General features: G+C 36.6%; 16 protein-coding genes. 3 read left to right on the top strand and 13 right to left on the bottom strand.

Features of this window, described 5'->3' with window-relative positions; all coding sequences use genetic code 11:
• Positions 1-16: 16 nt before the first annotated feature.
• The 13 genes from LHV68_04015 to LHV68_03955 all read right to left on the bottom strand — a co-directional run bounded on the left by LHV68_04015 (position 17) and on the right by LHV68_03955 (position 17,355).
• Entirely contained in the window at positions 17-973 is a 957-nt protein-coding gene (locus LHV68_04015; GenBank protein MCB4791033.1) for a hypothetical protein, read from the bottom strand.
• Positions 974-1,031: 58 nt separating this feature from the next.
• On the bottom strand, positions 1,032-2,609 hold the full coding sequence (locus LHV68_04010) for a response regulator (GenBank protein MCB4791032.1): 1,578 nt from the start codon (positions 2,607-2,609) through the stop codon (positions 1,032-1,034).
• Positions 2,610-2,648: 39 nt separating this feature from the next.
• Positions 2,649-3,203, bottom strand: a complete 555-nt coding sequence (locus tag LHV68_04005; protein ID MCB4791031.1) for a response regulator — start codon at positions 3,201-3,203, stop codon at positions 2,649-2,651.
• A gap of 208 nt (positions 3,204-3,411) precedes the next feature.
• Complete coding sequence (locus LHV68_04000) at positions 3,412-5,580, bottom strand: GAF domain-containing protein (GenBank protein MCB4791030.1); 2,169 nt, start codon at positions 5,578-5,580, stop codon at positions 3,412-3,414.
• A gap of 140 nt (positions 5,581-5,720) precedes the next feature.
• Complete coding sequence (locus LHV68_03995) at positions 5,721-7,373, bottom strand: B12-binding domain-containing radical SAM protein (protein MCB4791029.1); 1,653 nt, start codon at positions 7,371-7,373, stop codon at positions 5,721-5,723.
• A gap of 12 nt (positions 7,374-7,385) precedes the next feature.
• Complete coding sequence (locus LHV68_03990; protein MCB4791028.1) at positions 7,386-9,038, bottom strand: B12-binding domain-containing radical SAM protein; 1,653 nt, start codon at positions 9,036-9,038, stop codon at positions 7,386-7,388.
• A 24-nt stretch (positions 9,039-9,062) separates the two neighbouring features.
• Entirely contained in the window at positions 9,063-9,836 is a 774-nt protein-coding gene (locus LHV68_03985) for a ThiF family adenylyltransferase (protein ID MCB4791027.1), read from the bottom strand.
• Between the two features lie 154 nt (positions 9,837-9,990).
• Complete coding sequence (locus LHV68_03980; GenBank protein ID MCB4791026.1) at positions 9,991-10,551, bottom strand: isoprenylcysteine carboxylmethyltransferase family protein; 561 nt, start codon at positions 10,549-10,551, stop codon at positions 9,991-9,993.
• Between the two features lie 28 nt (positions 10,552-10,579).
• Positions 10,580-12,004: a B12-binding domain-containing radical SAM protein gene (locus LHV68_03975; protein ID MCB4791025.1), complete on the bottom strand. Its 1,425-nt coding sequence runs from the start codon at positions 12,002-12,004 to the stop codon at positions 10,580-10,582.
• A gap of 19 nt (positions 12,005-12,023) precedes the next feature.
• Complete coding sequence (locus LHV68_03970) at positions 12,024-13,304, bottom strand: beta-ketoacyl-[acyl-carrier-protein] synthase family protein (GenBank protein MCB4791024.1); 1,281 nt, start codon at positions 13,302-13,304, stop codon at positions 12,024-12,026.
• Positions 13,297-14,703, bottom strand: coding sequence for a B12-binding domain-containing radical SAM protein (locus LHV68_03965; protein MCB4791023.1), 1,407 nt, complete (start codon positions 14,701-14,703; stop codon positions 13,297-13,299). The genes LHV68_03970 and LHV68_03965 overlap by 8 nt, the downstream gene beginning before the upstream one ends.
• 204 nt (positions 14,704-14,907) lie before the next feature.
• Positions 14,908-16,281 (bottom strand): sigma-54 dependent transcriptional regulator, encoded by a 1,374-nt coding sequence (locus LHV68_03960; protein MCB4791022.1) that lies wholly within the window; start codon positions 16,279-16,281, stop codon positions 14,908-14,910.
• Between the two features lie 12 nt (positions 16,282-16,293).
• A complete protein-coding gene (locus LHV68_03955; GenBank protein MCB4791021.1) occupies positions 16,294-17,355 on the bottom strand; it encodes a hypothetical protein in 1,062 nt (353 codons plus the stop codon).
• A 161-nt stretch (positions 17,356-17,516) separates the two neighbouring features.
• On the opposite strand from LHV68_03955, the gene LHV68_03950 reads away from it, so the two are divergent.
• From LHV68_03950 to LHV68_03940, 3 genes are all read left to right on the top strand, one after another.
• Positions 17,517-18,749, top strand: coding sequence for a hypothetical protein (locus LHV68_03950; protein MCB4791020.1), 1,233 nt, complete (start codon positions 17,517-17,519; stop codon positions 18,747-18,749).
• Between the two features lie 89 nt (positions 18,750-18,838).
• The gene (locus LHV68_03945) at positions 18,839-20,263 is read left to right on the top strand and encodes a redoxin domain-containing protein (GenBank protein ID MCB4791019.1); all 1,425 of its coding nucleotides are present in this window, start codon (positions 18,839-18,841) and stop codon (positions 20,261-20,263) included.
• Between the two features lie 162 nt (positions 20,264-20,425).
• Positions 20,426-21,979 (top strand): DUF1573 domain-containing protein, encoded by a 1,554-nt coding sequence (locus LHV68_03940; GenBank protein MCB4791018.1) that lies wholly within the window; start codon positions 20,426-20,428, stop codon positions 21,977-21,979.
• The last annotated feature ends 73 nt before the right edge of the window (positions 21,980-22,052 follow it).

The following is a 22,052-nucleotide window of genomic DNA, read 5'->3' as shown; positions in this document are numbered from 1 at the left end:
TTATTTCTATTTCAATTTAAAAGTTGCCATTGAAAGATAAATCCTTTGCTTTGTCAAAAGTGCTAATATTCTCCTTAGTTGAACCTGACGCTACTCCGGTTTTTTGAATAGTTTTCTCTACATAGTCTTTAAAACCCATGTTTTCTGATAATATGTTATTTCTTTTGAAGCCTAATTCCGCCAGCCTGTCTTTTACGGTTTCTGAATGCGGGTCAACAACAACGATAGCGGTATCTTTATCGATGTTATCCTGCAATAACTTAATTGCTTCCGTGTCGTACTCAGGAAAAGAGTAACCTATAAAATATATCTTTTCAGCTTTTTTCAGCTCATGAGCCGCCAAATTCCACAACTCCTGAAACCATACCGGTAATTGGATTATATTTTCATGGGGTACGGCTATAAAAGGCTCATATAAACCGCCGCAAGTGCACATATAGTTATTATATGTCTCCGGCTTAACCCAGGGTTCGAGCAGAATAAGTTTGCCGCACTTATAACAATAGGCCCATTCTATTGACCCGTGTAACTTTATAAGCGGTAATTTTTGCTGGATCTTTTTGAAAATACTATTTCTCTTTTTGTTATTAAAATTTATCAGATAATCTATATAGACATTATTCTCGGAGTTATCTCTTATGAGGGTATCAAAATTGAAAGTTATAATTGAAGTTTCTGAAGGGTTTTTGTTTTTGAGAAAATTATCAAATATTACATTTTGATACTCATAAATACATTTAATTGATATATGGGCGTAAATGGCTTTTTTTAGATTTTTAAAAGCTTTCCAGTTTTTTTGGTCATAGGAATAAGCCAACATTTGATCAAAGAAATAGTTTTTTCGTTGACCAGGAATATCGGGGTAGGAGGTTGAACCCTCTAAAAAATTCAACCAGCCCAGCTCACGCCCCAGGGGCAGTTGAGCGGCTGCGTGAGATGCCCCGGCACCAATGATGTAAAGTTCTTTTGCCATAGATTCCTCTATTGCCTAAACCATGGGTGGGTTTACCCAATAGTCCGGGCCACTATCGTTATTTTTTCTCCAGAACTTCACGTACTTTTATCAGCAGGTCTTTTTGCATTATAGGTTTCTGCATAAAATTGATCCCTTCGTCCAATACACCTCTATGGACTATATATTCTTCTATATAGCCGGACATAAACAGGACCTTTATATCAGGGTACTCTTTTTTTATTTGGGTTGAAAGCTCACTGCCGTCCATGCCTGACATAATAACATCAGTTATCAATAAGTGGATCTTTTTGTCGCCCAGCCTGCATATTTTAAGGGCATCTTCACTGCTCGATGCTTCAATTACTTTATAACCATTTGATTCTAAAATACGCTTAATTACAGTTTTTACTCCGTCTTCGTCTTCTACGAGCAGAATCGTCTCATTGCCTGTATAATTTTTTATACTTTCTTTTTCATGTAAAACATGCGCTTTGTCAAAAATTTGCGGAAAGTATATCCTGAAGCTTGTTCCTTTTCCGATCTCGCTGTAAACAGAAATGTGCCCTCCGCTCTGTTTTACTATTCCGTGTACAGTGGATAAACCAAGGCCTGTTCCTTTCCCGTATTCTTTGGTAGTATAAAAAGGTTCAAATATATGTGATAATACTTCTTGGGTCATTCCATGACCTGTATCAGCGACCTCCAGCTTGACGTAGGGGCCAGGATGTACTTCCGGGTGGATAATTGCATATTCTTCATCAAGCTCAACATTTTTTGTTTCAATAATAAGCAGCCCGCCTTTTGGCATAGCATCGCGGGCGTTTACGATAAGATTAAGAAGGACCTGTTCGATCTGAGCCGGGTCGACCTTAATGGAACCCAGGCTATTCTCAAGATTCAATTCGATTTTTATATTTTCACTTATAAGCTGACTGAGCATTTTTTTTATATCAGTTATCAACTCATTTAGGTTCAGGATCTTTGGAATGAGCACTTGTTTGCGAGCAAAGGCCATCAGCTGGCGTATTAATGATGCTGATTTTTCGCCGGCTTTTGTTATTTCTATCAGGTCCTGGCTTGCAGGATTGTCCGGGCCCAAGTCTCCTAAAGCTATATTACAAAACCCCAATATTGCAGTTAGTTGGTTATTGAAATCGTGAGCAATACCTCCGACCAGCCTTCCAATGGCGTCCATTTTCTGAGATTGCAGCAGCTGCTCGTGCAGTTTATTCTTTTCTTCTTCCGAATGCCTTTGTTCTGTGATATTTTGGAAAATAGCTAAAAAGTATCCTTTAGAAGAACTTAAAGTTGTTATATCCAGCCACTTATTTAAAAGATAAATTTCGGTTTTGAATTGTTCTGATTTTCCTGTCAAGGCCACCCTTCCAAAAACTTCAAATATCTCAGGGTTTGATTCTTTAAGGTAAGGCATAATTTCAGTTGTTTTTTTGCCGGTAATTTTTTTTATTCCGATAATTTCTTCAAAGGCCTTGTTGACATCTAAATATGTCCAATCCACTGGCTCGTTATGCCCGTTGTAAAGCATTTTACAGTTGGCATACCCCTCCCTAAGGTTGTCAATTAGCATAGAAGACCATTCCAAGGACGGTTTCAAATATACTTTCGATGGCTTTGTACTGAAATCATCAGGCATAGTTTTCCTTTTTAACCAGACATCGATAAAATAATATATTTAACTTGGCCGGTTCTTATTGGTATTGCGGATATTTCCATTTAAGATTTCATCGACAAATTGGTCGTCGAAACTTTTAAGAGCGTCTTTTAGTTCAAGGTTGTCTTGTAACGCAGTATCTACTTTTTTTTCGATAAAGTCGTCAAGGCCGGAAGAAACAGTGTTTTCTCCGTTATTTGTATTTGCTTCTTCCTCTTTGCTCAGGGCTTGATTAACAACTCTACTAAATTCATTTATATTAAAAGGTTTACAGAAGAAGTCTATGACGCCTAACCGAAAGGATGCTGCGATATTTTTAATTTCTTCCATTCCGGATATCATTATTACAGGCAAAGAAGCATCAATGATCCTGAAATTTCTTAAGGCCTCAATTCCATCCATTCCGGGTAGATTGATATCAAGTACTACCAGGCCGGGTAAGTTCTCTTTAATAAGCTTCAGTCCTTCTTCTCCGCTTTCTGCTGTTGTTACTCTACAATCGTTCTGCAAAGCTACAGATAAAGATTCTCTTACGCCACATTCGTCATCAATAATCAATACGTTTTTGTTAATCATTGAATAACTCCTTTTTTCAATTTTCTCCCTTACATAATAATAAGCAAAAAGATTACCAGTAATTTTTAAATACAAGCATTCTATTAATTGCACAAATCTTTATGCATTATGCACAAAGATAGTACAATTAATATGGTATAATAGTACAAAAAGCTTGATATTTAAAGCTTATTTATTAGTTAATATAAATAAGTATAAATTGGGTTAACTATTGGTAAACAGGCAGTTTAACTATAAAGGTGGTCCCGCTATTAGGTATGCTCTCTACACTTATTGTCCCTTCATGTTCTCTTACGATCTTGCGGGTTATAGATAGGCCTAAACCTGTACCTTTTGGTTTAGTTGTATAAAAAGGTTTAAAGAGTTTATTCAAAGATTCTTTAGGTATTCCGCAGCCTGTATCTGTAACTGAAACTTCAATAAATTGAGTATTATTCTTGTCTTCCATGAGTTCTTTGATAGAGATAGATAAACTGCCTCCTTTTGGCATAGCCTGTATGGAGTTCAATATCAGGTTCATAAAGACTTGTTTTAATTGTTCTGCGTTCCCTTTTACTTCCAAAGAAGTTTCGGGATACTGTTTTTTTAACGCTATATTTTGTTTATAGATCTCGTAATATAACAAACCTATCAATTCCTCAAGTACCTGCTTAATGTCCACCTTGCCGAATGAGACATTTAAGGTTTTATTAAAATGCAGCATATTCTCCAGCACGTTTTCTAAACGTTCTATTTCTTTTGGGATTATGCTGTTAAATTTTTCAACGAATAATTTATCATTGAATTTATCGTAAAGGAGCTGGCAGAATGTTTTTATGGAAGTAAGAGGATTTTTTATTTCGTGCGCTATGTTTGCCGCGAAAGTGTCCAAAGCTGAGAACTTATCTGAGGATAGAAGGTCCTTTTCCGTATCCATTATTTGTCTGTGTAATTGTGCATTCTCAACTGCGATGGCTGCTTGATTGGATATTGTTGTAAGGAGCTCTATATCTTCTTTTGTGTATTGGTCCTCGGATAATCTATAACCAAGATTTAAAATGCCCACTAAATTGCCTTTTGTGATGAGAGGCACGCATAAGGACATAGTCAACTGTTTTAAAGGCACAACAAAACTGTCTTGTATTTCATCCAGATAAACTATTTTCTTGTTTTTGGCAAGAAAAGAAATAAACTTATCATTTTTATCAATAGAAAAATTTAAAATAGCTTCCTTATCCATGCCCAGCTGGCTAATTGTACTAAAAACTTCTTTTTGTCTGTCAAAGAGCATTATAAATCCTTTTTGAACCTGCATTGTTTCTACGACCTGAGTAACCAATAATTCAAGCAAATTCTCCAGCCTGATTATGGAAGTCAGCTCTGCGCTTAGATTCGATAGGGTCTGATGATAATCATACCTGACTTTAAAGAATAATTTATCTATAACAAGCTGTATTTTTTCTCTCATCGGTAAAAACAGAACAGCTATGGAAAGGCCAGCTATTCCGTTGATGAACCAACTGCCAGAATGTCCTACTACTCCAAAAACAGCAGTTAAACCGCCTACTATAAGCGCATAAATACCTATTAATGATATAGTTAAAGTACCATAGATAGCGCTTTTTCGGATAATTACCTGAATATCAAGAAGCTGATGCTTAACAATAGCGTATGCCAAAATTGCAGGTGTAATGATATTTGCAAAACCTCCTATAGGGTATATTTTAAAACCAAAGGAGGTTAGTAGATTCATTGACCCGAAAAATGTACCTACCGAAATAGCTAAGAAAAAATATTTAAGCTGATTCTTGATTTTATATGATTTCGCATTTTTGTAACTGCGAAAGACGTGTAGTAATGAAAATATCATCCAGAAAACAAAGTTAATTATATAAAATTTATAAACAATATACGGCTGCGGATAATACTTCCAGCCAATCCACGTAAATTCCTTAACAAATAAGCCGTTAAGGCTTAAAACATATAATATAACTGCAAAGATATATGCAATATTAAGGGCTTTCTTTAATGTTAGGTTCTTGCTCTGGGTAAGAATAATAACAAAATGTAAAAATGTCGGAGGAATAAAAATCATACCGATAGAAAAGAACCGGGTATAATTATATGCAAATCTTTCGCTGGGTGCTATATGCAGGATAAATGCCCCCAAAATCCATAGAGTACCACATAAATTAAATATGGTGAATATCCTGTTAACTTTGTTAAACCGGTTATTGAGATATACAAAAATACATAGGAATGCATTAAAGATAAAAGATAGAAACCAGGGAATAGAATGTGGGTTAGCCTTACCGACAAAAAAAAGAGCGTATATAAATACTCCAATTGCAAGAGATATTCCGATGTATTTTGATACCTGCAGATATTTATTATTCATAATTCGGGTATTTATTTAATTAAACCTGACTATTTCCCGTAGTTTGCTGCGGGGAGGTTATATAAGACGTCTTATTGCACCGCATAAGCACGTATTTACTAAAGAGAATTATATCATATTATGTGAGTTTAAAAAAAGGATTAATTGACCATGCAGGAATTAATTGAAGAGATGAGTTTTCCCATTGCAGCATAATCGCCGGTTGAAAGAAAAGAATGAGTTTGATTAGCCAGTTCTCCTGGCGGTATTCTGGCATAATCTGCTATTAAAAGCGTGCTGTCAAATAATTGCGTAACCAAACCGCTGTTCTTTAATTTTTGAACAAACCTTGAAGTTTCCGCTCCAAGTTCCTTAAATGTTTTACCGTCTAATGAATAACCGGACAAATCGCGCCATAATAAAGGCGGGCATAAGTGATTAACCCTGTGGGTCATTGCTATTTTAAAAACATCTTCCCGATTTTTAATAGTAAATCCGTATTTTTCATATTCTCTTTCCCATCTTGTGCCTAAAATCAATGTTGGGAAAAATACAACAGTTGAATCCGGTTTAAGTTCGAGCAATAACTGCATCGTCTCCTCTTGTGTTACTGCGGTTTCCATAGGAGCAGGAACTATTAAACTCACAACGGTTTTAATACCTGCCTGCTTACATAAAATGACTGCACTTTTTATCTGTTCAACAGACACTTTTTTATCCATACATTCATTTAAAATCCTTTGGCTTCCGGATTCAACTCCGAAGGCGAGGGCAGAGCAACCTGACTTTTTTAGCAGCTCAAAAAAATCTTTTGACACGCCTCTCACATGCATAAAGGATGAATAAATAATAGACAGGTTTCTTTTAAGTATTTCTTGCGCAATGCTTTTCATAAAAGAAGGCGGTGTATTTGTGCCGGCAAACCTGAAAGCTCTGGCCTTGTATTTTTTAGACAGGTATTCAATTTGATCAACAAATTTATTCGCATCTCTTGTCACCCATTTTTTTTTGTCTTTTCTTGAATGTATGCAAAAACTGCAAGAATTTGGGCACCCTCTGCTTTCATCAACTAAAAAAACTTTTACTTTCTGGTCTCCTTTCATGGCAGGATAAACGTCTTCGTCATATACAGGCATAGGCAGTTCGTCCGGATTTTCTATCCATTTTACAGGATTAGTCAATATGCTGCCATTTTCTCTATAAATTAGATTCGGAATATCTTTAAGTTTTGTCTTCCCCTGCACATGCTCTGCCAATTTTACAATAACTTCTTCGCCGTCCCCGTACACCAAAGCATCAAACACGTCGGTAACTTTATAGATCATTTCCTTAAACCAATCGACATGCGGCCCCCCGCCGAAAATAGGGATATTTGGATGGTCTTTTTTTATCTGTTTAGCAATTATCATCGCACCATAAAATCCCAAGCCTGTCCACAATTTCATGCCGACAAAATCTATAGAGTTTTTGCCGATATAACTGCTTAATTCAATGGCAATTTCATTCATTTTCTCATGTTGAAAAGCGTCTATTTCGTCTTCCAATTTATGAAATTCGTATAAATCTTTTCCTGAAAGATTGTCTCCACTTTTTAAATTACTTGTTATTTTTATCAGTGCATCTTGATATAACTTATTATACTGATACGGAAATAAGTTATTTATAATATCTACTTTCGAATAATCCCAAATAATTGTAGAATGATTTGCTTTTATCAAACACGCAGCCAAATTAGCAAGGCCGTTGTCCGGCACAAAGCTGTATGGTTCATTAGGGTAGCCTGAAAAGTTTATCAATAGACTCTTTGTCGACATATTAAATTCCTGTCAGTTTAGAATATTTTTGTTTATACCGCTTACCATTCGGCTGATAGCCTGGTAATTACCTTCGCTGAAATACTGGTCATTTTTATCCCTGAATTCTCTTGTGGAAAGCCCTGCATAATGCGCTAAAAGAAGTATCTCATCGCTGGCTTGAGTTGTTAATCCTCTGCTTTCTAATTTCCGCACAAACTCTGATGTCTCTTGGGCTATTTCGTTAAACGGCTTATTATTAAGCCGGTAGCCGGGCATCGGTTTCCACAAGAATTGCGGATAATAGTTTTTTAAGTTAAAAACAATTGCATCTTTCCAGAATTGCCGCTCATCTGGAATGTTAAAATTATATTTCAATAAGTCATCTCCCCATTTTGTACCAGGGATAGGCGTAGGTAAACAGACAGTAGTTGAATCAAGGACAAGCTCGTTAAGTAAATTCAATGTTTCGTTTTTTGTTACCTCGGATTCAAAAGGTGCCGGCACTATAACGCTTCCTACGGTTGCTATGCCGGATTTCTTGCACAAGGCAACAGCGTTTTTGACTTGCTCCAGGGTTACGTTCTTGTTCATGCTTCTATTTAAGATTTCCTGGCTGCCTGATTCAATGCCAAAAAGTATAGCAAAACATCCCGAGTTTTTCAAAAGCTCAAAATCTTCCAGTTTACCCCCTTTAACAGCACAAAAGGTAGTGTATTGAAAATCTAATTTCCTATCTAATAGCTCTTGCGCAATAAGTTTTTTATGCACCGGAGGCGGGCTTGAGCCGGCAAAACGAAATGCTTTTATGTCATGTTTTGTCTTCATTGATTCCATAATATCAACAACTGTCTTGTGGTTGCGTACCCGTACCTTTTTCCCGCTTTTAGACGGATGGCAGCAGAAATTGCATGCATTCGGGCATCCTCTGCTTTCGTCAATAAGTATCACCTTAACTTTCTGGTCGCCTTTCATAGCTGGATAAATTTCTTCATCATATACGGGATAAGGTAATGCATTCAAATCTTCGATTCTTTTCATCGGATTGATTACCACTTTTGTGCCTGAACGATACAATATATTTGGTATCTCTTCAAGCCTTTTCTTTCCTTCAACAAATTCTGCCAGCATAAATATTGTTTCTTCGCCTTCACCGTAAGCGAGAACGTCAAATACTTTTGTTATATCAAATATTCTCGACATAAAAGCATCAACATGGGGCCCGCCTGCAAAAATAGGCAGCCCGGGCTTCTTTATTTTCAGGTATTGAGCAATCCTGACAGAACCTTCAAAGGAATCGCCTAAAAATAATTTTATACCGACAAAATCAACTTTATGAGACTCAATATATTCAAAAATTTCCTGCGCAATTTCAAGCATTTTATCATACTCATATTTTTCTATCAGGTTATCAATAAAGCGAAAAGCTTCCAAATCTTTTCTATCAGGATCAATTCCTTGTCTAATATGTATTTTTATTCTTTCCGTTATTTTTTCCAATTCATCTTTATATTGGTGAGGAAATATTCTCTTAACAATATCTACTGTAGAATAGTCTAATATCGTAGTCGTGTGTCCTTTAGCCAATAGTGCCCCGGCTAAAGAAGCAACTCCGTTGTCAGGAACAAAGTTGCGCGTTGAACGCGGATATCCACCGTAATTTATCAAAATACTTTTTGTAGACATAAAGGCCGCCTTGTAATTTGTCAATTATAGAATTATTAATTCTTGTTTATATAAATCGATATAAGTATGATAAGGGACATAGCCACCAGTTCTTTTACCAAGAAGCCTGAATACCGTTTCCATAGCTAACAGGCTGCCGGCCAATGCGCATATAGGGCTTAAGGTAGGTACATGGTGTTTTCCTTTATAAATGTCTTCTATCAATTCTTTTGGTATATAGTCTAAGGCAACCGGGCACATTTTATTTAGAGGGATCTGAAATTTATCAAGTCTGTTTTTGTCCTTGGGGACATTAAAATATTCTTCCATAGTCATGCCTTCGGGCGAGAACACAAAAAGAGGTGCGCCGAAGCCGACCGCTCCTGAAAGCAGAATAATCTTCCCTGTTTTTCTGGCCTTTGGGTATAACAACATTCTTGGTCCAAATATAAAAAATTCTATAGCGTCTATGACGAGATCGGTCCCCTTGAGGAATTCATTAACATTATTTTCCTTAATACCGTCGCCGAATTTATTGACAACTATGTCCGGGTTTATTTCTTTTACTAATTTTTCAATTACGTCTACTTTCTTTTTACCTATGGTTTCCTTTGTAGCTCCGAACTGCCTGTTAATATCGGTTTCGGAAAAACTTTCCGGGTCCGCTATTTTCAAATGCCCAATACCTAAACGGGCTAAACGTTCTGCAGGGAACCCTCCGACTCCTCCAACCCCTGCTATAGCAACTGTTGAATTTTGAAGTTTATCCTGTTCTTTCTCGGATATTAGTCCGATATTCCTGCTAAAGCTTTTGGTCATAATGTAATCCCTCTCTTATTAATTTCGCTAACTTTTGAACCATGTTCCACCGCGTAGGTGGCACCTAATTTAAATATTGTTTGTAGATATTAATTATATCCCATTTTTGCTATTTTCATTTCTAAGATTTTATTAAAGAATTGTTTAATAAAAATCAATGTATCAATGGGATCATACCCCATGTTTCTTTTTTGTATTCAATATATTGTTCACCTAATTCTGCTAATAATACTTTTTCTTCGATATACATACGCGCTACAATTAATGAAACCAGCACCAGTGATGTAGAAACTAAAGTATAATATGCATTAACAAACAAAGGTATCCCTACCAATTCCATTGAAGCTGCGAAGTATACAGGATGACGCAGATACTTATACGGTCCAGATTTTATTACCATATGGTTACTACGTATCTTTACATGTGGGCTCCAGTATTGACCCAAAGTTTTTGCTGCCCAAAGTTTAATAGGAATCCTAATCAATGTTATCAAAAGGCCCATCCCTGAAATAATAGAATCAATTGTTCGGTTTACCGAATAAAATTCACTCAGGCTGCTAGCAAGCACAAGAACAAAACCCATACTTAGAGCCGGCAATGTCCATTTTGCATAGGTTTTTCCTTTTTCTTTGTTTTTTTCTAAATAAAATGTTTCAAATAGATGAATAAGACCTACTAAGAATAGTACAATGGGAGCAATTAAAGTAAACTGCATGGATAAGATTCCTCCTTATAACGTTAAATTAATTATGTCTAGCTTGAATTTTATAATTTCTGTTATATTCGCTAATAAAATTATAAGCATTATCAAAAATATTCTTATATTCTTCCCTGCTTATATTGTCCATAAATTTATGATTTCTATATATGTCAGAATTAGTGTTCATTAATTCATTTTGAGACATTATTTTATTATTTACAATGTATTCAAAGGCCATTGTTCCAGGATTCGCCTTAAAAGAAGACAAATAAATCTCATTAGGGCCGACTTCTTTCATTAAATTCAGGGATTTTTCTATGTCATTTTTCGACTCGGTTGGAATCCCAATCATAAAAAATGTAGTAAGCCAGATACCATTGGACTTTATCAACTTTGAAACCGCTTTAATTTTTTCTAAATCCTCTTTCTTGTCTAAAAATTCCAATATTTTATCACTGCCAGATTCTACGCCAAGCGCAATCGCAATACATCCTGCTTTTTTCATAAGCCTGATTATTTTATCATCTAAACAATCCGCCCTGCTTAGACATATCCATTTTATTTTTATTCCTTCATCAATTATTCTTTCACATAAACTTGATACAAAATCCTTATTGACACTAAATGTATCATCATAAAAAGATATTTTTTGCGCTCCATACTTATCAACAAGCATTCTTATTTCGCCAATTATATTGCTAATATTCCTAATTCGAACATTCCTTCCCCATATTGCTGAGCTGGAACAAAAGGTACATTTCCATGGGCAGCCTCTTCCTATACCCATTACGGAATTTTTAGTAAAAAGATCGGGGAATTTGTTTTTATTTATGAGCAAGTGCCTGGCTGGATATGGTATTGTATTTAAATCATTTATTAAACCTCTATTTCTATTATGAATTATCTTTCCATCCAATTTAAATGAGAGGCCATCAATTTCACTAAAATTATCGCTTTTTTGATTTATTTTGTTAACCAGCTCTTTTAAAGTTTCTTCACCTTCGCCCCTTATAACAAAGTCTACATCATTGTTCATCAGAGTCATTTCCGAATCAATAGTCGGATGATGCCCTCCAAATACGATTTTAACATCAGGTTTCCATTTTTTGCAAATTTCTGCAACTTTCAATGCCGCTTTAAAAGTCATAGTTGTAACTGAAATTCCAACAATATCAGGTATATAAATATTTAATGTTTCAAATATTTCGTGCCATACAATATGGCTATCATTATTTAACTCAGCTTCAATTTTATGCATTTGGTAATTTGCCTTTAGGTGTTCTTCACTGTTTAAAGCTGCATTTAGTTCGAAATTATTTTCATTAGGATCCATATCTATGTTGTAAATATGAGCATCATAGCCCTCTTTTTCCAAAACAGCAGCCAAATACCCTAATCCTACAGGGAAGATTTGTTCTTGAATTCCGATAAGCCTTTTACTTGGCGGCAATACTAATAATATTTTCATTTGTATACCTCACATTTTTTCAAAAAAGATTTAGTGCCCAGGGGAAACTTGCTTTTGGTTCTGAATACTTTTTCATAACCATTGAAACATTGTTCCCGCCGAGGCCAAACGAGTTGATAAGCGCAGTATTTGTTTGATAGGTCCTCGGTTTATTTGGGGTATAGTCCAGATCGCACTCGGGGTCCTGCTCTTCGTAATTAATTGTAGGTGATATCTTCGAATTGTAAATCGATAGGGCTGTTGCTATTACCTGTATCCCGCCTGATGCTCCTAAAGCCTGTCCAACCATTGATTTTACAGAGCTGATTGGAATCTTATATGCATATTCTCCGAAAACCTGTTTTATGGCGCTGGTTTCTCTTTTATCGGAGACTTGAGAAGAGCTCCCGTGTGCATTAATATAATCCACATCAGTCGGCTTTACATTACTGTTATTTAATGCGATTTTTATCGCCCTTGCAGCATCCCGGCCGGTAGGTTCCATTTTTACCAAGTTATAACCATCATTGGTAACTCCATACCCCCCTATCTCGGCATATATTTTTGCTTTTCTTTTAACCGCATGGTTTAAACTTTCCAATATCACAATTCCGCAGCCTTCAGAAAGAACATAACCGTTTCTTTTTTTGTCAAAAGGCCTGCTTGCCGATCCGGGCCTGTCGCCGTTATTTTGACTAAGCACCCCTGATGCGCAAAATGCGTTAAAGACAAAAGGCACCAGCGGAGCCTCTGTTCCGCCTGATAGGAAAATATCCGCAGTTCCATTTTTTATATTGTCAAATCCGTAAACGATTGCTGATGAAGCTGAGGAACATCCTGTACTGAATGTATTATTCGGCCCCCTGATACCCAGTTCGGAAGCAACAGCGCCCACCGCATAACTGTTGCTGATTAGAGACACCGAAAACGGGTGAATTTTTGACCAGCCGCTTTCGCTGGAAACTCTCTGCTGTTTTTCGTCTACTTCTTTACCGCCGATTGTATTACCTATCGCTATGCCGATACGATAAGGATCCTCCAGTGAAATATTAATTTTGGCGTCTTCGATTGCCATATTAGAAGCGGCTAATGCAAACTGGGCAAACCTGCTTAAATGGTTAGCTGTTTTTTTCTCCATATATTCCTTAGGCTCGAAATCATCGATTTCTCCTGCTATGTTAGTAGGGCAGTCGTGAGTATCGAAACGAGAGACTTTTTTTATCCCGGATATACCCGAACAAGTCGATTTCCAGAAATTATCTTTCCCCACTCCGTTTGGAGCAATGATACCTAAACCTGTAATAACCACTCTATTACTCATCAACTCCTCCTACTGCTAACTTTTTTAATGATAAGGCAGGATGGACTCCCCTAGGATAGCTTTGAGCTATGTCGTGAGAACTTAAATTTACTAAAAGCGGTGACACCCTGTCCCGCCGCCTTACTCCGTACTTGTCCCACAACATCCATAAATCATTCATTCTTTTAAAAATAGAATCATAGGAAAATATCTTTCTTATTAACCAGTTATAGCCGTTTTGAAGTGCTTCAGGGCTCATTAATTTAGGATAAAAACAAACATGACTGTTATCATATTTAGACCAATCTTTATGAATGAGTCTATTTTCTTGTTCAAACCTGCTAAAAAGGCGTGTTCCCGGGTACGGTGTAAGAATATTTATTACAACCGAAGCTATCCCGGAGGACTCAATAAAATTCGCAGTTTTTTCGAATACGGATTCATCATCGAAATCACAGCCAACAATAAAAGAACCCTTTACCTCAATGCCATAGGACTGTATTTTTTCTATGTCATTAATATATTTGTCAGATTTATAGGCTTTGGCCTTATTAAGCTGCTTTAGATTTGCCTCGCATAAAGATTCAAATCCTATTATTACTTTTTTACAGCCGCTTTTTGCCATAAGCTTTAGCATATTTTCATCATGAGCTATATCAATTGAAGATTGAGCACTATAAGCAATATTATACGGAGTAATTCCTTCAACCAGTTCTTTCCCAAATTCTTTATGCCCGATTAAATTGTCATCAGCAAAAAAAATAAGTTTTTTCCCTTTTTTGGAAATCAACTCAATTTCCCTTAATATGCTTTCGATCGGTTTCCGCCGGTAACTTAACCCGGAAAATGCTTTTACGGAACAAAATTCACAGTCATAAGGGCATCCCCTTGTGGTCTGCAATGAAATTAGAGCGTATTTATCTGTATGGACCAGATCCCATCGCGGAAAAGGCTGGTTTGATAACTCAGGCCTGCTGGAAGACTCATAATATTTTTTTAATTTATTATTTTTAAAATCATCAACCAAGCCTGCCCAGGTATTTTCAGCTTCACCTATTACGACCGCATCTGAATGCTTGATCGCTTCTTGAGGCAACATTGAAGCATGAATTCCTCCAAGTACTACTTTTTTGCCTTTTTCTCTGAACAGATCCGCGATTTCATAGGCCCTTAAAGATAAATGAGTATTAGTTGTTATGCCTACTAAGTCTGCAGTAGAATTAAAATCTATATTTTCAATATTTTCGTCATTTATTTCCACTTGAACGTCTGGAGGGGTTAATGCTGCTAAGGTAGGCAGGGCCAGGGATGCAAGACTATGCTGTTTTTCTCCAATAATCAAAGACATAAATTCGTAATCCCAAAACTCCTTTTCTGTGGTCCCTGATTTGCTTTTAGGTGTTATTAATAGAATCTTCATAATTATTAAGTCGAGTCAATTTAAAAATTATTGTCTTTGAGGATAGACCTCTTATAAAAGATTTGATGTCAAAAAAAGCTATTGCAATTAAATTATGCAAATTTATTGCCATTAGCTTAAGAGAGGTTTTAATATAGGTAATAAGTAACTGTTTCTATGTTTTTTGTGCAAGGAGCACAAAAACGTATGCAAGGGGTTTGGCATCTATTTTGAATTGTGAAATTTGGGGCGGAGGTTTAAAACATTTATTTTATATATTAAGGCGTTCCTGTGAATGTTGAGCAGTTTAGCGGCTTTTGTTTGATTCCAGTTGGTTTTTTCTAATACTTTTAAAATAAAGCGTTTTTCAAACTCAGCACGAGCCTTTTTCAATGAATTCAGCTCCTGAGATGAAACAGCATTTTCTTCACTTAACAAAATCTCGAACGGTAAGCGCGTATGCGATATAGTATCCTCGCTGCCCAATGCTACCAGCCTTTCTATTATATTACGTAATTCCCTTACATTCCCGGGCCAGTTATATTTCATCATAAGTTGTAATGCTTCCTTTGATATCCCTTTAACATTTTTTTTGAGTATTTTGTTAAAATACCCGATAAAGTGTTCAATCAGCAAGGGTATGTCTTCTTTCCTGTCCCGGAGAGGCGGAACTAATATAGGTATAACATTCAGCCTATAATAAAGATCCTCCCTGAATTTCCCGTCTTTAATGGCTTTTGTTAAATCGATATTTGTGGCAGTGATTATTCTTGCCCCGATATTAATGGTTTTATTACCCCCTACCCGTGTTATTTCCCTGGACTCTATGGCTCTGAGTATTTTACTCTGTATATCAAGAGGCAGGTTGCCTATTTCGTCCAGGAATATCGTGCCCTGGCCTGCCAGTTCGAATTTACCAAGCTTTTGGACCGTGGCATCAGTAAAGGCCCCTTTCTCATGCCCGAAAAGCTCGCTTTCAACAAGGTTTTCCGGGATAGCTGAACAGTCTACTGCGATAAACGGCTTGTTTTTCCTTGTCCCGTTTTTATGGATCGCCCGCGCAACCAGTTCTTTGCCTGTGCCGCTTTCTCCGGAGATCAGTATCGTAGATTGATTCTGTCCTGCCTGCGAGATCAAATCGAAAAGCCCAAGCATTTGCTTACTGTTGCCCAGCATATTTTCAAATGTATATTGTTCTAACTCAGATTTTAAATAGATTATTTCCCTTGTCAGATCACGCTTCTCTAAAGCTTTTTGTATTACTGCCAATAAATCAGCTACTTCAAACGGTTTAGGGATATAATCGTAGGCTCCGGACTTAATAGCCTGGATAGCTGTTTTCACTGCGTTTACAGCAGTGATCATGATAACTTCGGTATCGTGGTTCTTTTTAACCTCTTTAAGTACCTCAATACCGTCCATATCAGGCATAAGAATATCCAAAAGAACAATGTCAACCTGTTCGCGGTTCAATATCTCCAGCGCTTCTTTTCCGCCGGCACTTAAAAGGACATTGTACTTATCCTTAAGAATAATATTGTAGGACTCTCTCATGTTTTCTTCATCATCAACAACAAGAATGGTTGCTTTGTCGTCCATTATTTTAGTCCTTTACATGTGTTTCCTGCAGTAGGAGACCGTTCTTCTTGAAATATTGATCCCGTACTCATCTCTAAGGATGTGGCAGAACGTTTTATCTGAGCAATCGATTTTATTATCTGTCATTATATTTCTGAGAATGTTTTTACAAACATCTATTCTGCTCGGGAAGAAAAAATTTAGAGGTCTTTCGGAACCGTCCGGTATTTGGATGCTCCTTCCGTAAACGGCCCTGCTCACTACACTTTCATCGATGTTGATTTCATGAGCTAATTCTCTTTGAGTACAGGGCTTTAGTTTGGAACCATTACCGGATACTAAATAATCTTCTTGTTTTTCAATAATAAAATCCAATATCTTTTGAATCGTTGATTTTCTTTTATTAATCAACTCCAGGTCTTTTAATAGTTCCGTAATTTTTTTGTATTCAATTATACTAAAAACTGATTGTTTTTTCAATGATTCAAGCTTTGAATAATTAATAACATAAGTCCCCTGCACAAATTTTAGTGAACAAAAAATTGTGCGTAATTTTCCTGAAATATTGTCTATTACAGCTATTTTATAGGAATTAATGCCCGGGCTGACAGTTATATTTGATGGAAAATAAAATTCCGACCGCACGGATAATTCATCGACAAGGCCTTTAATTTCTTTTACGTCAGGTTCAGGTATTTTACATTTTCTGCTGATCTCCCTATCTGATAAAAGCCTATCTTCGTCAAATAGAAAATACTTCTCAAAATTCTTTAATCCCAGTTTTTGTATCTTTGCTGCAGCCTTATTGTTTATCAGCGAGCCGATATCGTAAAACGTGCCGTCTTTTTCGAAATTGATCTTAAGTTCATTGGAATAGGACAAATAGTTGTTTCTGTGGAATTTTTTTAAACTGATTATTCTTTGGTCTCTGTCCTTGGAGAAGCACAGTTTTTTGAACAGCGGGTCATTTTCAACTTTATTGATAAAATCCACGAATTCTTTTTCGTCACTCTTCATAAACGCAGAAAAGCGCATCTTTTCATAGATATTCTGCTTTAATTTGGATCCGGTGCTTTGTTTTAATTTAATTTTCATTGGAGTAATATGGTTTGTATGGTAAGATTATACCATAATTTTTAAAATAAACTAAATCATACGCATAATTAAAATCAACATACTGGAAGATTTAGGCAAAAACTTGCTTTTTTGATGCTATTTTGATTTAATTTAAAAAAATAAGTTTTAGGAAGGGAGATATGAAAATTGAAGAAAAGATCGTAAAGATAAACAAATGTTTTATTAATTTCGTTTCCAATCCGGATAAGAACATTGACAGCCTTATCAACTTATGCGGCGAACTTATGAACGCAGACTATGCCCTATATAATGTCCTTGAAGATGATATGCTCGTTACCATTGGCAAGTGGAATGTGCCCGATGTTTCTAATCCCAGGAGCAAAGCAAAAGGCCATATATGTTATGACCTGATAAAAAACGAAAAAGATAAAATATTTATAGTAAACAACCTTTCTAAAACAAAATATAATTTAACAGATGCGGGCGTGAAAAAATTAAAACTGGAAACATATATAGGTCATAAAGTTGAAATAGGCAATAAAATAATCGGGACAATGTGCGTGCTTTATTGTAAAAGTTATGAAGTTAACGAAGATGATAAATTGATAATGGGGATAATAGCATCTGCCGTAGGTATTGAAGAGCTTCACAAACGTACCTTAAATGAAAAGGACAGATTCTTAAAAGAGCTTATTAGAAAAGAAAAGATGGCCGGCATCGGTACGCTTGCAGCGGGTGTGGCTCATGAATTCAATAATATGCTGCAGGTCATAAACGGGTACATTGAACGGGCAAAAAAAGCCAAAACATCCAAAGAGGTGGAAGAAGCTTTGTCAGTCATCACTGAAACTTCTGAAGAAGCGGTAAAAATAGTAAGGAACTTATTGGTATTTTCCAGGCAGGAAAGGATCAATATAGAGCTTTGTAATCTTACGGATCTGATAGATTTTGTCCTTGTGATCACGGGAAGGTTTTTGAAAAAGAACAATATTAGTATCATAAAAAAATATGAAAGCCCGTCTTTTACTGTTTCTGTTAACAAAGACGAAATGCAGCAGGTTTTTTTAAACTTAATAATGAATGCAAATGACGCAATGTCTCCAAACGGCGGTGACTTGATAATCAGTGTTTCTAAAACAGATGGTTTCATAGAGATATCTTTTTTTGATACGGGCAAAGGTTTGGACGAAGAAAGCCAGAAAAGGGTTTTTGAACCTTTTTATTCTACCAAGGGTTCCATCGGGAGCGGAACTGTGCCCGGTACGGGGCTTGGCTTGTTTGTTTCATACGGGACCGTGCAAAATCACGGCGGTTCAATAGAGATCAAAAGTAAACCGGGGCAGGGATGCGAAGTCATTATTAGACTGCCGAACGAAAATACAGGAATGTCAAGCCCGAAGAAAGATATTTAACCTTTCTCCCCAAATGAAGGCCATCCTTAAGATAGCAGGTATTATTTTTTTAATCTATTAGTTTGCATTGTACGGGTTAATTTATTATAATGTTCAACAAATCTATGATAGAAAGGGATATAAAAATGAAATGCTATTTAACGATGTTTTTTGTGCTATGTTTTTCTTTAGTAAGTGCTTTTTGCGAAACAGTAAATACGCCTGCCCCGGATTTCAAGCTGCAGGAATACGGCACTGAAAATAGTGTCGCCTTAAGCAGTTTAGTTGACAATAAAAACATAATAATCCTGAATTTTTTTGATTCCCACTGCGAGCCGTGCAAAAAAGAGATACCTAAATTGAACACTCTTTCTAAAAAGCATGCAAATCTCGCCAAGATATATATGGTATGCCTCGATGAAAAGCCGGAAAACGTCATGCCGGAGTATTTAAAACAGAATAAAGTGGAAATTCCGATATTGTCAGACCCGTTAGGGTACCGGGCCGGAGAAAAATACGGCGTGATAAAGTTCGGAGCTGCGGAAATACCACAGTTGTTCGTTATAGGCAAAGACGGAAGGGTTCATCGGCATTATAAAGGCTATCATGAAGATATAGAAGAGCTGCTTTCAAAAGATATTACAGAATTAAGCGCACAAACTTACGTAAAGCCGAAAGAAACGGCGATCGAGATCGTTTATGCGGGTAGTTCTAACGGCCTGCTTGAGTCCTGTGATTGCCCTCAGAACCCCTTCGGCGGGATCGTAAGGAAGGTAGCTGCTTTAAATAAAATAAAAAGTGATAACCCTGACGCTATACTCCTTGATTCAGGCGATTATTTGCCTCCAAGGCCAGATAAGGTATTAGCTGAATACAGTTGTAACATGATAAAGATGATAGCTTACGATATGATATCAGTAGGCGACCAGGAAATACTGCAGGGCATTGACTACTTAAAGGATAAAGCAAAAGAAATTCCGTTCTATTCTTCGAATTTGACCACCTGCGATGATAAAATGTGCTATCCATTTAACAAAGACAGGTATATTATAAAAAAAGTGGGCGATGTAAAGATCGGAATAATAAGCGTACTAAATCCTGAAATATTCTTTCTATTCCCGAAAGATAAGCTCAAAGACGTCAAGATACTTAATATGATGGAATATTTAAAAGATATTATCCCCGGCATAAAGAAGGAAGCGGATATCGTAGTGCTGGTTTCGCACTGCGGGGATGAACAGGATAACAAAATAGCACAGGATATAGAGGGTATTGATTTGATAATAGGCGGCCATTCTCAGACATTTAATAAGATACCACTTAAGGTAAATAATACTTTAATAGTACAGGGCGGGCAGAACAGCCACAGAGTGGGAATAATAAAGTTCAAGCTCGGCGATAAAAAGCAGATACTTTCTTATAGTAACGACTTTGTACTTTTAAATAAGGATATTGCAGGAGATCCGAAAGCAGTCGTTTTATTAGAAAAGTACAAAAAAGAACTTAAAGAAAAAGCCAAAGAATTAGTTAAATGAGATCTTTGTCCAAATGACTCCTGCAGGCAAAGCTCTTTGATTACAGCGAATAATAAATTCAGATTACAGTGATACTCCCAAAACCCCTGAATTACTGTCCCAGTAAAGGAAATTCCATAAACTTATATTATCCCTCCTCAGAAGTGGGATCTGTGCTGAAATATGAGATATATTAAAATATTTTATCTGCTTATTTTGCTCCCGGTATGTTCCTATGCCCAGCCTAAAATTTCCTTATCAAAGGCTTATTGGGAGCCCGGAAAGATAAATAAAGGGACTATTCTCACAGAAACCCTCGCTGTACGTAATTCCGGGACAACTGACCTGGAAGTATCGGCAAGAAGTTCATGTCCCTGCATTTCAATTACACCTTCAAAATCTGCCATAAAACCCGGCCAAAAATATGATTTTAAGATTTCTTTTGATTCAAGAGAACAATCCCTTGGCAAAAAGAGCGAATATATTTTCATTGATACCAATGACCCTGCCAACGAATCCGTGACCTGGCTTATAGAAGGCGAGGTAGTAGAAAAAATAGTGACCAGTGACCAGTTACCGGTTACCAGGGGACAGGAGACAGACAACAGACTTCAAACTTCAAAACAAGAAACAGAACATATACAAAATACTGGAAACAAAATACCTATCGAGATCTATTCCACTCCCGGATGTTCATACTGCAAAAAATTAAAAGAAACTATCATTCCCGGGATTTCAAAAAAATACGGCCTGGAATTTAAAATAACAGAATATATGCTTAATGTTAAAGCGAATTATGAAAGGCTTTTGTTTGTAGAAAATAAGCTTAAGAAGAAAGGCAACAAGCTGCCTGCGATCGTTGTCGCGGGTGAGATATTCGGAGGAGAGGCAGAAATCGAAACGGAATTTGAAAAGTACTTATTGACATTAAAAAATAATCCCGGACAGGCAAAACAGGTTTTGTTCATGCCCGATGAAAAGATAGTAAAGCAGGAAACGGCTGAAAGAATAAGATCTATGAAAGTTTTGCCCATAATAGCCGCTGCCCTAATAGACGGGGTAAACCCGTGTGCATTTGCAGGTATTCTTTTTCTTGTGGCATACTTGAGCCTGATACAGAAAAAGCCTTTTTTTGAGGTTTTCTGGACAGGAATGATGTTTATCTTTGGTATCTTTGTTGTTTACTTCTTAATCGGGCTTGGCCTTGCAAAAGTATTTGTCGCGCTTAGCGCCTTAAAATATGTATCAAAGACTCTATATATAGTTATGGGTTGCATTACTTTGGTACTTGCCTATTTTAGTTTCCAGGACTATTTTTCGCTCAAAGGGGCTGAGCTTGGAAAAGAGGCAAAGGTCACTCTTCAGCTGCCTATGTGGTTAAAGGTCAGAATGCATGATTTCATACAAAAATATGCCAATGTACGGTACTTGATACCCTTTGGTTTTTTTCTCGGCGTTGTAATTTCGTTTATGGAGTTTTTTTGCACCGGACAGATCTATCTTCCAACAATAATGTACATGGCCAGTATCCCTGAGTTGATAGCGAAAGCTTTTTTTTATCTTATAATCTATTCATTCGTTTTTATTCTCCCCCTGGTTTTCATATTCGTTACAGTGCTGATCAGTTCAAGGTCAGGAAGGATGCAGGCTTTGGGAAGAAAAGATGTGAGGCTGGTTAAGCTTTTAACCGGGATTTTGTTCCTGGTTTTATCGGTATTAATGTTTGTTTTCCTTTAGTGTATTTTAGTTTGATTGACATCATGGGTCTTTTATTATATAATCAAAAAAGAAGTGTATATATTAAAAAAGG

Source organism: Candidatus Liberimonas magnetica (genome assembly GCA_020523885.1).
GTDB lineage: Bacteria > Elusimicrobiota > Endomicrobiia > Endomicrobiales > JAFGIL01 > Liberimonas > Liberimonas magnetica.
Note: the sequence above shows the minus strand (reverse complement) of the source record. Positions and strands in the feature narration are given on the sequence as shown.